Below are 14402 nucleotides of genomic sequence, written 5' to 3' on the forward strand. Positions count from 1 at the left end.
GTGCCTGCTATTGACAAGCAGGCACTCCAACTTTGCAGGGTGAAGTGACTTACCCCTGCTTCTTGTCTTCTTCAACAGCTTCCGCAGGGGGAGCAGCCTCCTTCAAGGTTGATCCAACAATCTTTTCACAGGTTCCAGCAGGCACATAAATCCACTCTTCTGGGTCATTATCGACTGTCGCTTTACCAGAGCAGTCATGCTTGCTCGTGCCACAGTCATTGAGGCCAGTCTTGACGATACCCGCACATTTTTCAAACCCAGGCTTACCGGCAACTGCATTGTCAGATCGAGTCGCAACTAAACCAAGGGCAAGCACACTGGATAAAGCAGTGGTAACGGCAACGGCTTTGGTCGTTGTTTTCATAATGGTAAATAGCCTTCAAGAGATTTAGTTCGTTGAGGTAGACAATCTAATACATGAGAATTTGCCCACATTAATAGTACGAACAACTCAGGCTAGCGGATGTAGACCTGCAAATATAATCAGGAGCGCCACAGAGGGTAGCTTCAGGGTAAATGATTGGAATTAAGACAAGCCATTGTTTCCATTGTTTATCTAATGCCTAACCCTTAGCCCCTAACGAAGAGATTCACAGAGTGCATCAATATCTTGCTTGGCAATCTCACTGGCGGCTCGATGGAGCTTATATTGCTGAGGGGGATGGGTCATGATCGCAATCACCGTTTCTATGGGTGGGCAACAAGGCTCATGACAGGCCAACTGACTAATTGACACCGGGATATCAGCAGGAATGGTAAAGGCTTCATAAACCCAGGCTTTCAGTTGTTCAATCTGTTCTGGATCCGCTTTAGGCGTAGATGTTTTAAACAAATCCATTGGAAATACTCTCCACTAAATAACTAGCGAAATCCTTGCCCCCGTGAACTTTGGGTCCAAAGCTGCCATTCTCCTTGCTGACCCCCTAGGGCTAAGGTCTGGCCATCTGGACTCCAAGCCAGCGCTGAACCGCTGATGCCTTTTTGCGCTTGTATTAGCTTGTATCCACCTTGCCACAGACAGAGATAGTCATCCGCCGCTGCAGATACCAAAAGGGTGCTATTGGGCTGAAAGGCAATGGCATTGACTGCCTGCGTATGCCCATCCAATAGCTCGGCTTCCCAGCCATCCCCTTCACGTTGCCAGGTAGTGACGCAGCTACCACTGGCTGCAGACAGAAGATGAGTAGCATCCACCACGGACCAGGCCAACTGCCGAACTTTGCCTGGGAAACCCGTCATGCGCCAGGGGGTTGTTTTATCCGAAGGCCAGACCACTAAGGTGGGATCTAAATTTCCTGAGGCTAAATATTGCCCGTCGGGTGACCAAGAGACACAGAGACTCGATCCTGAAATCTCTCGAATTTCCGGATCTTGGTCCCAATCCTGCCAAATTTTGACCCCTTGATGGCCCCCCACCGCCAGCCAATCCTGCTGAGGATGCCAGGCTAAATCTAAAACGGAAGAGCTTTCAAAAGCGAGAGTGGTCAGGACTTGTTGAGTCTCAGCTTCCCAGACCTGGGCATAGCGCCCCAAACTAAACACCAATTCTTGACGCCGGGGATGCCAGGCTAGTTGATCCACCCAGGCGCGAGGATTCTCTAGACAAGTAACTAGGGTTGGTGGGTCTCCGCTCATCTCCCAAATAAAAACACGGCCATCTTGCCCCCCTGCTGCCAGAAAATGGCCGTCAGCGGAGTAAGCCAAGGCATCCACTGACTGTCCGGTACCCGTTTGCAGACAATAGGTTTGCTGGGTCATCCGATTCAAGCACTGAACCGTACCCGCTCCATCGCAGGCGGCCACCTGCTGGCTATTGGGTGACCAGGCAATGGCCGTCACGTAATCATCTAAACGCCCACGCCATTGACGTCCGAGGTGAGGCTGAGCTACACGAGGCAAGCTTGGAACTCCTGTTTTAACTGAGTTTCATCTAAATTGCGGCCAATAAACACCAGCTCATTCTTGCGGGTTTCATTGGCTTTCCAAGGGCGATCTGCACGGCCATCAAACAGCATGTGGACGCCCTGAAACACAAACCGCTGATCTGCTCCAGCAATATTCAAAATCCCTTTCATGCGAAAAATATCTGGCCCTCTGGTTTGCAACAGATTTCCTAGCCAACTATTGAGTCGTTCGCCATCGATTTCCCCCGATTCTGTTAAGGCCACCGACCCCACGGTTTCGTCATGTTCATGGGCATCCTCTCCTAAAAACTCAGGGTCGATCTCCAAGGCTCGGTCCAGATCAAAGGCACTCACCCCCAAAATAGAGTCCATCTCCACCGATGCATCCTGAGTGCGGTAAATTTTGGCCATGGCATTCATAGAGCGGATTCGATTTTCTAGATCCACCAAATCGGCTGCACTGACTAAATCGGTTTTATTGAGTAAAACCACATCCGCAAAAGCGATTTGCTCCTGGGCTTCATCTGCATCCCAATGTTGGTGAATATGCTTAGCGTCTACGACCGTCACCACTGCATCCAGATTGAGCTGGGTTTGCATATCTTCATCCACAAAGAAGGTCTGGATCACTGGGGCCGGATCCGCTAGCCCTGTGGTCTCAATCACCATATGGTCGAACTTATCTCGTCGTCGCATCAGGTTGCCAATAATCCGAATCAGATCGCCCCTTACGGTGCAACAGATACAGCCATTGTTCATTTCAAAGATTTCTTCATCGGCATCGATCACCAGCTGATTATCAATGCCCACCTCACCAAATTCATTAACAATCACGGCCACTTTTTTGCCATGTTCATAGGTGAGAATGCGGTTGAGTAATGTTGTTTTCCCCGCTCCCAGATAGCCAGTTAGAACGGTGACGGGGACAGTACCTGTTGCAGCGGTAACCATGATGATAGCCTCATCGGAGAATGGTTTAGATAACGATTATCATTCTACAAATATTTCGACGTCAGTTGGGTGGCTTTACCTTAGCTTTAGCTTTTCAAGGCGATGGGGTTGATCCTGGATTTCTCACCAGCCAATTCCAACAAACTGAATAAGTGAGCAACATCAGTTAATTTAATCGAATATAGGTAACCGCTTTTGACTCACCCACTCAATCTGTTCTGTATTGATGATCCTCTACCTTGATTCAGTGAGTTGTCGCAATTGGGGCAGAAATGAGTGTCAGGCAACACAGTGTCGCAATACCTCATTTTTTGACGTGTTATCCGACACCTGGCATACAATCTACTGAATTGGGTGTTATGCAACAGGTGGCGTCTAGCATTACTTATAGATGCGTTATGCGACAGCCTGACATATCACCATAGTTAGGTACCAAGTTCTAGTTTCTACAAAATATAGAATCAACAAATGCAACGAATTAGACTAAAGGCTGAAGTAGAGCATCTCTTGAAGGTTTCCAACTCGCCATCAAAAGATGCACGCACTTTTTTAGTTGAGAAGTTTAATGCAATTAATGGCACCCAACTCGATCCAACTAGCCTTCTCAAAGATGATGAACTAACTGTCCAGAGATGGATTGCTGGCAACACAGATTTGCATTTTCTTTCGGCTGAGTTGGCCAAGGTTTATAAGCGAAGCTATTTCTTCAACGAAGTCGATAAAGTTATTGCTATGCAGCATAGCCAGGAAAGATGTCTAATTTGTGGTTCAGTAAGCCAGGCTCGCTTTATCCCGATTCGTATTTCGCCTAAATCTCATCAATCATTGACCCCTGACTTGAAACGGTACTACCTTGAGCAACTACAAAATCATCCCTTCATTCAAGGTGAAACCCAATTCGATTCCTCTCATCGCTTATGTGTACAGCTAATTTGTGTATTGAAGGAAGGAAGGGATAAAGATGTCGATAACATGGCTAAGCTCATTTTGGATGGCATTAAGGGGCAAGTTTTTCCCGATGATAAGCAAATCGATCATCTGCAGGTCGTCAAATTTCGGGCTAACGAAAGTGAAGAGTTCGTAAGTATTGGTGTTGCTGTAAGCACGCTCAATCAACATTCAGATGTATTATTTGGAGCAATCAATTCGGATTGGTCAGGGCAATCTCGTCTAAATATCTAATGCTTTGTAGATTTACTTGCTTTTCTTTTTATGTTTCACCTAACATTTGCGTGCAACGGACTGTTGAGTAAAGGATCGGCTTATTTCAATAGGTTACCTGCAGCCGTTGACACTCACCATCAGATTTCAACGACACCAATGCTGAACTAAAATACAGAGTGTTGTTTGAAAGAACTCTCTGAAAGCCATGCAGAAAGAAAGCTAAAAGCGTCCTCATCCAGGTCGGGTAAGAAATCTAAGACCCTGGAGTAAAGGATGGAAGTTTATACTTATTCTGAGGCAAGGCAAAATCTGTCAGAGCCTTTAAATCAAGCACAGGCGGAAGAAGTAATCATTAAACGAAGAGATGGAGCTGTTTTCTCTATCAAAGCAAAGAAGCCAAAAAAATCTCCCTTTAATGTTGAAGGTATTGAATCCACTGTGTCAAAGAAGCAAATTTTAGCAGCCGTGCGAGAGTCAAGAAAGTCGTAAACGACGCTGGTGATTTTCCGCATTAATACAGTCAGCGTCAAGCCTTCATCGCTTGGCAAATTACCTAGCCAGTAGTAGCCCAAAACCTAATAACACGTTGAACCGCGTGAAGCCACAACTAGGCGTCCTAGTCACTGCTAAGATTATCCCGCCAAGAAGAATGCGGTGATGGTTTACCTTGCTCTAGGGACACAGTCGCGATCGCTGACGTTTCTCAATTAGAGTCAGGACACGAGCGACGTTGTGAACTGCTGAGTCGGCTGGATATATGTATCTCGATCAGAAGCATCTCGTCTTCACACTTGCACCATAAGACTTAAGCCATTCTCCGAGACTGACAGAATGAAATGTCTTTGAGCATCAGCTAAAATCGATAGATAACGATGTGCGATTGTGGTTTTTGCCACGACAAAATCATGACTGAACTCCTTCAACAGGCGATCTCCCAAATCCAAAAACTCCCACCCCACCAGCAAGATGCGATCGCATCTCGATTTTTGGCAGAGTTGCAAGACGAGCAACAATGGGAAACCCGTTTTGCTGCTACAACAGACGATCAATGGGATCAGATGGCAGCAATGGTGCGGCAAGAGATCGCAGCAGGAGAAACAGTTCCACTGGGTGAGGTATTCCCAACACAACAGTGAAATCGAGTGTCACCAAGTCATTTCGAAAGCGGTTGAACAATCTTCCTGTATCCGTTCAGGAGCAAGCCGATAAAGCCTATGCCCTTTGGCAGGAAGACCCCTATCATCCAAGTCTTCAGTTCAAACGTGTTAGTCAGAAGCAACTGATTTATTCTGCTCGTGTCAGCCTCAACTACCGTGTCTTGGGTTTGTTGGAATCTGATCATATCTACTGGTACTGGATTGGCACGCATGATGAGTACGATGAATTACTGAAACGGATGTAGTTTGAAGCGATCGGTGAAGCCCCTAAATGCAATGGGGGGATGGGTTACTTTGCTCACGAGGCACAGTCGCGATCTCCAACACTTCTCAATTAGAATCAGGACACGAGCAACTTTGTAAACTGCCGATTAGGTTAGGTAACGGTTATGGAAACGCTAACCATCAATGCTTCAAAAGCAGCATTAACTGAAGCGCAGTTTTACAATATTTGTCGTCAAAATGAAGAATTGCGCTTTGAGATGACCGCACAGGGGGATCTAATCGTTATGCCTCCAGTTGGCGGTTTAAGTGGCGATCGCGAAATGTCGCTGGGTGCAAAAGTATGGAACTGGAATGATGCCTCTAGCTTAGGTCGGGTATTTATAGCAAGCGCCATTTTATTCAGGACATAATAAACTAGAGATACTGTTATGTCTTTCAATGGATGCCTAAAATCTACAGCTACGATTTACGTTGCAAAGTGATCGATGCTATTGAACTTGATGGCATGCCTCCCTCAGAAGCGAGTGACACCTTTCATATCAGTCGTAACACCATTAATCTATGGCAACGTCTCAAAGCAGAAACAGGTGATCTTCATCCCATCCCTAGACAACACCTTGGCCATAGCCACAAAATCACAGACTGGGATAAGTTTCGAGCTTTTGCTCAAGAACATCGCTATAAAACCCAAGCTCAGATGGCCGAGTTGTGGGAGGGGCAAATCAGTGAGCGTACTATTTCAAGAGCGCTGAAGAATATTGGATTTACTCGAAAAAAAAGACCTATGGCTACCGCCAACGCGATGAGCACAAACGGGCTGAGTTCGTCCAAAAGTTAACAACAGTAGACCCAGACGATATCGTCTATGCTGACGAGTCAGGGATGGACAATCGAGATGAGTATGACTATGGCTATGGTCCCAAAGGTGAGCGGGTCTATGCTTTAAAGTCTGGTAGCAGAAGTGGACGAGTCAATATGATTGCAGCTTTGAGAGGAAAGCAGCTCATGGCCCCGTTCACGATTGAAGGGGCTTGCAATCGCACCGTATTTGAAATTTGGCTTGAGACTTGTTTGATACCGATGCTCAAACCGGGGCAGAAGTTAGTCATTGATAATGCCACCTTCCATAAGGGAGGGCGAATTGAGCAACTGGTAGAAGCCGCAGGATGTGAAGTGTGGTACTTGCCACCCTATTCTCCTGATTTGAATAAGATTGAACGGTCGTGGGCTTGGATTAAAAGTCGAATTAGACACCAATTAGAGCACTTCGGTTCACTTAGAGAAGCAATGGAACATGTGTTGTACCTAGCGTCCTAATTAGAGTGGCGACTGCTATAGTTCTTCAACGGTGTTTCAATTGCCCAACGGTGCGAAACGATCACCGGATGTTGCCTGGGTCGAACAAAGTCGCTGGGATACCCTCACAAGAGAAGCGCAAGAACGATTTCCACCCCTAGCTCCCGATTTTGTGATTGAGTTACGGTCTCGGACCGATGACTTAGCTGTGCTGCAAGCGAAAATGCAGGAATATGCAGAAAATGGTGTGCGGCTCGGTTGGCTGATCAAACCCCAGGATCAGCAAGTAGAGATCTATCAACCAGAACAGGATGTAGAGATGAGATCGCTGCCGACTCAACTATCAGGGGAAGAGGTATTACCAGGTTTTAACCTGGATTTACCGCAGTTTTAGGGGTTATGCCAGCGCGTTTAACCCCTATGCCCACCTAAGTACCTCTATGTCAGGCTAAAACCTCCACTTCAACGCAGTTCTGGCACAGACCAAAGAATTCTAGAGTGTGGTAAAAGACTTGAAATTTCTGTGTTTGTGAGAGTTCTTGTTCTAACTCGTGGACTGGGCAGTTCATTAATGGCATGGACCTGCCACAGTTTACACAGGTCAGATGATGTCGATGAGCGGAGGCAATACTATAAACCGCTTCACCATTGGGTAAAGAACGTGTTTGCACTTTGCCACGCTGCTGGAGAACCTTAAGGGCACGGTAAATCGTTGCCAACCCCACTCTTTGTTGCTGCTTTTTAAATTCTTGATGCAGATCTTGAGCAGAAAATTCTTGGGGAGTGGAAAAGAGGACTTCCAACACGCGCCGCTGATGAGGGGTTAGTTTCTCTGGCATACTCAACTCCTTACTGCACCTGGAACGAGAACCTTTTTTTGACAAATCAAAAGACTATCGGACATGATTATCATTCTCATTTTATGATAACAGCCCTGCCTAATAGACCGTCAATATTACGATTCAACCCTAACCTCTGGGAAGTCTCTTCGGGTTAACAACCTTGGGAACACATTTACTACAGGCGATGACAGAGGATCAATGGTGACCCAAACGTGATGTGATCGCATCCTCCAGCTTCTTCCCAGAGAAAATAGGATGGAGTATGTTTACTCTCTTCTAGTGCAGACATTGCTCAAGCATCCTGATTTTTCATCTATTCAAACGTGACAAAAGAGGGGTAGAGAGATGTTGCCTTTGGGGGAACCAGCAGATAGATCTTGATACGGTGTTGAACGAGTAAGCGTGATTTACGGTAACCATTGTGGATCGATGCCTGAGCCAACGGAAGAAGGCTGCTGATTACTACTGTCTAAGGGTAAAATCCACAGATTACTGGTGGTCACTGAACCGCCCTGATTCGTCTGAACACTCTCTGGATTGTCGGGACTCGCTTCAATCGATTGGTCAAATAGCAACGCTGAACCATCTGGAGCGAGGGCCATATTTGTATCACGCTGATTGGTTAGATTCAAGAGCCTCGTTTCTGTTTGGGTGGCTAAGTCAATCGTTGCAAAGTAAGGAATTTCTACATATTCTTCGCCAGAACCTACCTGAGTGAGCAAACAGTAAAGTAACTGTTTTTTGGGGTCAAAGGTGGCTCTGATAATTGAGCCAGTTGTTTTGAGCAGTTCGATTTGCTGGCCCTGAGTTGTGACTAAAAACAAAGACTTAGTGAAATCGGGGTTGAACTTGAGCATCGTAGCGGCTGATCCGTCGCTAGCAAAGCTTAAAACCATCCCAAATTTAGGTAGAAACTCCAGAGGCTGATCATTTACACTGCCATCCAGGGGTAAGATTGCCAGCCCTTGTCCTTGGGCAATCACTAACGATCGACTATCAGGGGCAATCAAGAAATTGCCTCCTTCAACCTTCTCTAATAGTCGGATGGATTTGCCTGTGGGTAGTTGCCAAAGACTGACCTGGCCTAGACCTGCTCCTTCTTTGGGAGCCCGTTGGACAACAATTCGACTGCCGTCTGCAGCGAGATCGAACTTGAGAATTTGATATTTCTGGTTATCCAAGACCTGTTCCATTTCACCTGCGGGTTTTTGAGAGCCGCTATCTTGATCAGGAGGATTGGCCTGTAACCCTGTCGTGACGGTGTAGAGTTTGGGGTCGAAATTGCCTGCAGAGACACTTTTACGTTCTGTGGCAGCAAATAGAATGCGATCGCCATAGGGATACGGCTTAAATTCCGTGACGACTAGGTCGGCAGGTGTAAGAATCGTTTTTTGGTCTTGGGTTAAATTCTTGAGAATGAGCCGTCCTGATTCTTCCCCATTTACACCGATGTATACATAAGCGCGATCGCGACTCCGAAACGTCCCCGAAAACGGCTGCATCACCTTGGGTTGGACATTGGGACTCAGGCCCACTTCCTCCACTTGGCTCAGCTGGACTTTGAATTCAGTCCCGTAAGGGATGGGCTCAGTCAACGTATAGGCCAGTCGTCGGCCTGACCAACTCAGTTTTCCCGGCAACTCAGGGGTTAAAGTCAGGTTTTCTTCAACCTTGGGCCAATCCATCGTCCGATTGAACGACAAGATAAAGGCCGTATCTTCCATGCCAACTCGTTTCTCTTGCCAATTAAAGTTGCGGACAATCGGCACCGTATGGTCTCCCCCCATGATGATAAAGCCGATCAGGAATGTGAGAGCGGCCATCATCGTGATGGCAATACGATCCAGGGGGTAAATCCGGTGCTTCATAGGGCTGTATATGGAAACGCTGACAATTAAGGCTTCAAAAGCATGTTGTTTGGGTGGTTAGGGGCATTTTCAGACCAGTCAGAAACCGCTTAATCACCTGCCTTCAGGCCGACCCACCCACTTCAATACAGTTCTGGCGCAGATCCAAGAATTTGTGCGGTAAAAAACTTGCAATTTCTGTATTTGCGTCAGTTTCCGGTCTACCTCGTAGACGAGACAGTTCAGTCCTGGCATGGAGTTGACTCAGGTCAGAGGATGCCGTTGAGGGGAACACCTCACTGGCGAATGCACCCGAGCACCAGTACCCTCCCCAGGCCAAGATCAAGGAGAAGCAAGTTGCCGCTATTGCCTGACGACCCATTAACACCAGTGCAAATCGGAGAGACTGTTCTTTGGCGATCGTCAGGGCCGTGACCAAACAAGGTAACAAGACACCTGCCAGGTAGACCCCTGTGAGAATTTGCAGCGGTGTGAGAGCGGAGAGAGTTTCAGCTTCAGCAAAGAGCAGCAAACCATCTTTGCGAATAGAGGCCAGGATCATGGGCAAAGCTGCTTCTGGAGGGAGGCGAAAGATCTGCATCAGGGGATGAATAATGGATGCAGCAGCAGTCAGAAGACTCAGCTCATCTAAAATCGATGCGATCAAGGTAATGGCCACAAAAATGGGAATGGCATTGGTCAAAAACTGATGAAGCGTACCCTGGGTTTCTCGCCAGATGGTGGCTAAGTGTGGTCTTTCCAAAAACGTGCGGTGTTCAATCATCAACGGGTTGTGGAGAGAACGAGCCGACTTAGGGGCAATCAAGCGAGTGTAGATCAGCGTTGTCAAAGTTAGATAACCCAAGTAGGGAATCACCAAGCTAGGCCAATGGGCTGCACTAAACACCAGCAATTGTAAATTCAAAATTTTGGCAAGCTAGGTTGTAGTCGTTGAGGATGTATTCATACACTTGCAGAGCCCCAGACGATGAATGAAGGTGTTCTAAATTTCCCTCTCTTACTGCACTGGCTACATCAGCTCATTGAGCACCTCGATGATCCACGTCAACCCAGTAATGGCACCAAATTTAGTCTCAAAGATATTGTATTAGGCGCATTTGCTGTCTTCTTTATGCAATGTCCTTCGTTTCTGGAGTACCAACGCCATGTTCATAGTCGTCATGGTCGTGACAACGCCCAAGCCCTCTTTGAGTTAACAGAACTCCCCACGAGCAACCAAATCAAGAATGTTTTGGACTTGATCGCATTTCGTCTTCTGTTTCCCATTTTTTATCAAATTTATAGCGTTCTCCTACGACGAGGTTATCTAGAGCAATATAAGGTTCTAGGTGGACACCTGTTGGTAGGGCTAGACGGCAGCGAGTATTTTTCCTCAAACTGGATTTGTTGCGATCAGTGTTCTACCAAAACCCATCGGGATGGGAGTGTCACCTATACGCACACCGCCGTGTTGCCCGTCCTCGTTTGTCCGGAAATTGAACATGTCATTTCTCTGGCCCCAGAGTTCATTCGTCCTCAAGATGGTGCGGAGAAACAGGATAGTGAAACCGCTGCGGCCAAACGGTGGATCAAGGGGCATGCTCAAGGGTTTGACGGAGCCAAGATTACGGTTCTTGGCGATGACCTCTATAGCCGTCAACCGATGGTGGAGACTTGTTTAGAGGATGAGTTGAACTTCATTTTTGTCTGTTTGCCCTCCTCCCATCCAGAGCTATATGAATGGGTAGAGTATTTAGAAGGTATTGGAGATGTTGAGCATCTAGAGACTCGGGGCTGGAACGGTCGCTATCATGAAATTTGTCAGTATCGCTATTACAATCGCATCCCCCTGCGTGAGGAGCTACCAGCAGTGATGGTCAACTGGTGCGAAGTCTCTGTTACTCGTGCTGCTGATGGAAAGACTATGTATCACAACGCGTTCATTACTCACCATTTCATCAATGACCAAAGTGTGGCCGAGATTGTCAGTGCTGGACGTGCCCGATGGAAAGCGGAGAATGAAGGACACAATGTCCTCAAAACCAAGGGCTATCACTTAGAACATAATTTTGGTCATGGTCAGAAGAACCTTGCTGCTGTGCTATTGGTACTCAACCTGTTGGCATTCTTATTTCATACCGTCTTGCACTTGGTGGACTCCACTTATCAACGCATGCGAAAGCAACGGGGAACCCGACAAGGCTTTTTTCACGATATTCAGACTTTGACCAAATACTTGCTCTTTGAGAGTTGGGAGCATTTGCTCCAGTTTATGTTGGATGATCCAGAGCCTCGAATAGCAGCCGATACCTCATGAAATATTGAATTTACAATTGCTGACTAAACACCGCCAGCGTGGCACCGAATTGGTATGAACAGGCGGAACCAAAGGCAATCGCCGAAATACAAGTTTTTCGAGCACAACTAGAACAGGCACGAGTACTGATCACTGCTGGCACATTACAGCCAAATCCCATCACGACCCGCACCAGATCCCGTCCAGATAACCCCAAGGGACGCAACAGTGGATGTAGGGCAACCGTGATCCGCTCTACCAAGCCGCTAGCCTTGTAAGTTCCCAAACATACGGCATAGAGAATGACAGTCGGCACAGCCCAAACCCATAGCAACGGTCCCATCGTCAGTAAGCCATAACGTCCAATCAGCATTTCTCTCGGCAGAGACAGAGGTATATCAGCCAGAACATCTACCAGGGGTTTGACCAGCGATTGCACAAGGGGATCAGCAACGGCCGCAAAGCTATTGGCAAACCCAACCGCAAGTAGGGTAGGCAGTAGTAGGAGAATGAGCGCCACCAGCCACCCAAACTGTGGATGTTCTAACACCGTTGGTCGAGGTTCAATCCGCCATCCAGCCGGAATGGGTTGCCGTTGTGGAAATACAGCCGGATCTTGCAAAGCTGCCCGAATTTCGTGATGCTGTCCTAGGGTCAGATGTCTCGCATCAATGGGGATAAACGCCAGATTAGAGGTCTGTTCCCAACATTGGACAATCTCCTGGGTAAACCTAGCGTGAGACACTTTGTCCCAAAACGTGATCACAACAATGCCCCGCTTCCCCACTACCAAGGGCCATAAATCCATCAAATCTTCATCCACATGGGTTGCTTTGATCACCAACAACACAGTGTCATGGGTTTTTAATTGCGCCAGTGCAGCTTGCGTGGTGACCCGATCCGATCGGTACAAAATACCGGGGGTATCCACAACAGTCAGTCCGTCTCCGACATAGGTGTCACAGGCAATCGTAGAGCCACGGAAGTTAATGCTGTAAGGCAAACATCCCGTGAGCGAAGCAACCAGTTGAGATTTGCCCGTATTTTCTTTACCGATCACGACGATAGAGCGCTGGGCGGGTGGGATAAGTAGGGGCATAGCGGATCATTAACAGAATCGGACAAGATAACGTTGCTCTCTCCCCAGTAGTAGAGCCACTGGCGAAATCAGCATTTGTTTACATGGCAAAGCCTTTTGCAGCCCCCTAAATCCCCCATTCTGGGGGACTTTGAGCCTATAGCTAAGCTGGATAATAGGACCAAAAATCTCAAGCATTGTTCTCTCCAATCTGATTTTGCATATCTGTGCAGAAATAGGTAAAGTCCCCCACTGGTAGGGGATTTAGGGGGCGAGTGCAAGGGTGAAATCCATCGACATAATCGCCCCATATAATCTGGACGTGAAATTCGCCAGCAGTATCAGAATTAGGGGACTGAGGGGGCTAGTGCAATCCATAAAAGGTAAGAGCAGCTTCAGGTAGGATTCATGCAAGAGGTCTAGTGGCTAACAGATACAGTCGTTGTCGCAACAAGACAGGTCATCTAAAAACATTCCTTGTTGGCGGTAGGTTTCTAAAGGCGCAGGGTCAAGGTCTAAACGGCGTGCGATCGCATCAGCCACTACCGCAAACCGCTGCCGAAATTTATAGATAAAGCAAAAAATAAGACCGTGATGACGGACGGAGGGGCCAACCACAAACAGCCCTGGCGTCAGAGTAGACTCATCTTGATCATTCAAAATGGCATGCCCCTCTGCCCAAAAGAACAACGACGCAATCTGCTGCAAGCTGGTCTCAAAACCAGTACAGAGAATCGGGGGATGAACCGTCAGCCATTTCTGATATTCGCTAAAGACGGCATAGCCCCCCGACACTTTTTTGACTTCCTCAATGGAGACATTGCCAATCAGTTCGAGACGGCCCGTTTGATGGGCCAACATCACGCGCTGCAGCGTATAGGGTGACAAAGAAATGCTCGGATCCGTCTCCTGGTTCCCCCACACCCCAGTCCGATCTAAAACCCTGACGTTCTTTCCTAAGGCGACTAAGTGGGTGGCGGCATCCATACCACTTTCATAGCCGCCGATGATCGTAAATTCATCCCCTGGCAAATTGGCCCAAGAGCGAATCTGAGAATTGTGAATGCAATGGTCTGCTCCCAAAAATGGATTTAACCTTGGGTATTGGAATTCCCCAGCAGCCCAGATCACAAACTGGGTTTTGACGTCTCCGCCAGACGTCTTTAGGATGAAGCCGCGACACTGAGAAAGGGGCTCAATGGCCAAAACATCCGTTTCTGTCTTCACAGGCAAATGGAAGTGATCGACCACCGTTTGCAAATAGAGTGCATACTGCTGGCCATTGATATGTTCTCGTCGAAAGGCGATCGCTGGAGACGTTTTCAAGGTAATGGCATTGAGATCGAGTAGGCCAAAACCATGACTCGGAAACGAGGGGGTAATCAAGTTCATCTCTGCTGGCCAGCGGAGAAAAGACGCCCCCACCTGCAGCCGATCCAGCAGGATAAAGTTTTCCATGCCTAGCTCCTGAAGCGCGACCGCACAACCCACCCCGGCTGGCCCCGCACCGACTATCACTACGTCATAGGAAGAATTTGTCTGTTTCATGGATAGACTTGCTGCCAGCAGGATTTTAGTAGAATGATTATCATTATCATATTTTTTGGAATCAACCAACGCTGAATCAAAATAATCGATACCC

At 47.5% G+C, this 14402-nt stretch carries 14 protein-coding genes and 3 pseudogenes; 8 read left to right on the plus strand and 9 right to left on the minus strand.

Translation table 11 applies throughout. The annotated features are described in order from the left end of the window. Positions 1–49: 49 nt before the first annotated feature. The 4 genes from I1H34_RS25905 to I1H34_RS25920 form a co-directional block, all read right to left on the minus strand. Positions 50–364, minus strand: a complete 315-nt coding sequence (locus I1H34_RS25905) for a BufA1 family periplasmic bufferin-type metallophore (RefSeq protein WP_212663713.1) — start codon at positions 362–364, stop codon at positions 50–52. Positions 365–577: 213 nt separating this feature from the next. Further along, on the minus strand, positions 578–838 hold the full coding sequence (locus I1H34_RS25910) for a hypothetical protein (RefSeq protein ID WP_212663714.1): 261 nt from the start codon (positions 836–838) through the stop codon (positions 578–580). Positions 839–861: 23 nt separating this feature from the next. Continuing rightward, complete coding sequence (locus I1H34_RS25915) at positions 862–1899, minus strand: WD40 repeat domain-containing protein (protein WP_212663715.1); 1038 nt, start codon at positions 1897–1899, stop codon at positions 862–864. Then, the gene (locus I1H34_RS25920) at positions 1887–2855 is read right to left on the minus strand and encodes a CobW family GTP-binding protein (protein ID WP_212663716.1); all 969 of its coding nucleotides are present in this window, start codon (positions 2853–2855) and stop codon (positions 1887–1889) included. The genes I1H34_RS25915 and I1H34_RS25920 overlap by 13 nt, the downstream gene beginning before the upstream one ends. A 468-nt stretch (positions 2856–3323) precedes the next feature. On the opposite strand from I1H34_RS25920, the gene I1H34_RS25925 reads away from it, so the two are divergent. The 7 genes and pseudogenes from I1H34_RS25925 to I1H34_RS25955 form a co-directional block, all read left to right on the plus strand. Next, on the plus strand, positions 3324–4037 hold the full coding sequence (locus I1H34_RS25925) for a RusA family crossover junction endodeoxyribonuclease (protein ID WP_212663717.1): 714 nt from the start codon (positions 3324–3326) through the stop codon (positions 4035–4037). A gap of 255 nt (positions 4038–4292) precedes the next feature. Then, positions 4293–4508, plus strand: a complete 216-nt coding sequence (locus I1H34_RS25930) for a type II toxin-antitoxin system Phd/YefM family antitoxin (RefSeq protein WP_212663718.1) — start codon at positions 4293–4295, stop codon at positions 4506–4508. Positions 4509–4924: 416 nt separating this feature from the next. After that, positions 4925–5155, plus strand: a complete 231-nt coding sequence (locus tag I1H34_RS25935) for a hypothetical protein (protein WP_212663719.1) — start codon at positions 4925–4927, stop codon at positions 5153–5155. Then, positions 5152–5421, plus strand: coding sequence for a ParE family toxin-like protein (locus I1H34_RS25940; protein WP_212663720.1), 270 nt, complete (start codon positions 5152–5154; stop codon positions 5419–5421). Before I1H34_RS25935 ends, I1H34_RS25940 begins: the two co-directional genes overlap by 4 nt. Positions 5422–5565: 144 nt before the next feature. Beyond that, the gene (locus tag I1H34_RS25945) at positions 5566–5811 is read left to right on the plus strand and encodes a Uma2 family endonuclease (RefSeq protein ID WP_212663721.1); all 246 of its coding nucleotides are present in this window, start codon (positions 5566–5568) and stop codon (positions 5809–5811) included. A gap of 32 nt (positions 5812–5843) precedes the next feature. Next, positions 5844–6718 (plus strand): IS630 family transposase gene (locus I1H34_RS25950; protein WP_212662369.1). Its coding sequence is split into 2 segments (ribosomal slippage): positions 5844–6173 and positions 6176–6718, totalling 873 coding nucleotides; the frame shifts between segments, so codons are not numbered across the junction. 7 nt (positions 6719–6725) lie between these two features. Next, positions 6726–7091 (plus strand): annotated as a pseudogene (locus I1H34_RS25955) (Uma2 family endonuclease); the annotation flags it as partial. Between the two features lie 49 nt (positions 7092–7140). Here the strand turns inward: I1H34_RS25955 and I1H34_RS25960 are convergent. The 3 genes and pseudogenes from I1H34_RS25960 to I1H34_RS25970 all read right to left on the minus strand — a co-directional run. Next, positions 7141–7536: a Fur family transcriptional regulator gene (locus I1H34_RS25960; RefSeq protein WP_212663722.1), complete on the minus strand. Its 396-nt coding sequence runs from the start codon at positions 7534–7536 to the stop codon at positions 7141–7143. A gap of 410 nt (positions 7537–7946) precedes the next feature. Continuing rightward, entirely contained in the window at positions 7947–9407 is a 1461-nt protein-coding gene (locus I1H34_RS25965) for a hypothetical protein (RefSeq protein ID WP_212663723.1), read from the minus strand. A 103-nt stretch (positions 9408–9510) separates the two neighbouring features. Next, positions 9511–10293: pseudogene (locus tag I1H34_RS25970) on the minus strand (nucleoside recognition domain-containing protein); the annotation flags it as partial. Between the two features lie 81 nt (positions 10294–10374). Between I1H34_RS25970 and I1H34_RS25975 the strand changes: the two are divergent. Then, the gene (locus tag I1H34_RS25975; protein ID WP_212663724.1) at positions 10375–11703 is read left to right on the plus strand and encodes an ISNCY family transposase; all 1329 of its coding nucleotides are present in this window, start codon (positions 10375–10377) and stop codon (positions 11701–11703) included. A 22-nt stretch (positions 11704–11725) separates the two neighbouring features. Here the strand turns inward: I1H34_RS25975 and I1H34_RS25980 are convergent. Further along, a pseudogene (locus I1H34_RS25980) lies at positions 11726–12781 on the minus strand (nucleoside recognition domain-containing protein); the annotation flags it as partial. 405 nt (positions 12782–13186) lie between these two features. Continuing rightward, positions 13187–14308, minus strand: a complete 1122-nt coding sequence (locus tag I1H34_RS25985; protein ID WP_212663725.1) for an NAD(P)/FAD-dependent oxidoreductase — start codon at positions 14306–14308, stop codon at positions 13187–13189. Positions 14309–14402: the final 94 nt, after the last annotated feature.

It is taken from the genome of Acaryochloris marina S15 (genome assembly GCF_018336915.1).
Classification (GTDB): Bacteria; Cyanobacteriota; Cyanobacteriia; order Thermosynechococcales; family Thermosynechococcaceae; genus Acaryochloris; species Acaryochloris marina_A.

Bases quoted from the DNA above. Each gene is read 5' to 3' on its own strand.
- I1H34_RS25905 (WP_212663713.1), bottom strand. From the start codon at position 364: ATGAAAACAACGACCAAAGCCGTTGCCGTTACCACTGCTTTATCCAGT.
- I1H34_RS25910 (WP_212663714.1), bottom strand. From the start codon at position 838: ATGGATTTGTTTAAAACATCTACGCCTAAAGCGGATCCAGAACAGATT.
- I1H34_RS25920 (WP_212663716.1), bottom strand. From the start codon at position 2,855: ATGGTTACCGCTGCAACAGGTACTGTCCCCGTCACCGTTCTAACTGGC.
- I1H34_RS25925 (WP_212663717.1), top strand. From the start codon at position 3,324: ATGCAACGAATTAGACTAAAGGCTGAAGTAGAGCATCTCTTGAAGGTT.
- I1H34_RS25930 (WP_212663718.1), top strand. From the start codon at position 4,293: ATGGAAGTTTATACTTATTCTGAGGCAAGGCAAAATCTGTCAGAGCCT.
- I1H34_RS25935 (WP_212663719.1), top strand. From the start codon at position 4,925: ATGACTGAACTCCTTCAACAGGCGATCTCCCAAATCCAAAAACTCCCA.
- I1H34_RS25945 (WP_212663721.1), top strand. From the start codon at position 5,566: ATGGAAACGCTAACCATCAATGCTTCAAAAGCAGCATTAACTGAAGCG.
- I1H34_RS25960 (WP_212663722.1), bottom strand. From the start codon at position 7,536: ATGCCAGAGAAACTAACCCCTCATCAGCGGCGCGTGTTGGAAGTCCTC.
- I1H34_RS25965 (WP_212663723.1), bottom strand. From the start codon at position 9,407: ATGAAGCACCGGATTTACCCCCTGGATCGTATTGCCATCACGATGATG.
- I1H34_RS25975 (WP_212663724.1), top strand. From the start codon at position 10,375: ATGAATGAAGGTGTTCTAAATTTCCCTCTCTTACTGCACTGGCTACAT.
- I1H34_RS25985 (WP_212663725.1), bottom strand. From the start codon at position 14,308: ATGAAACAGACAAATTCTTCCTATGACGTAGTGATAGTCGGTGCGGGG.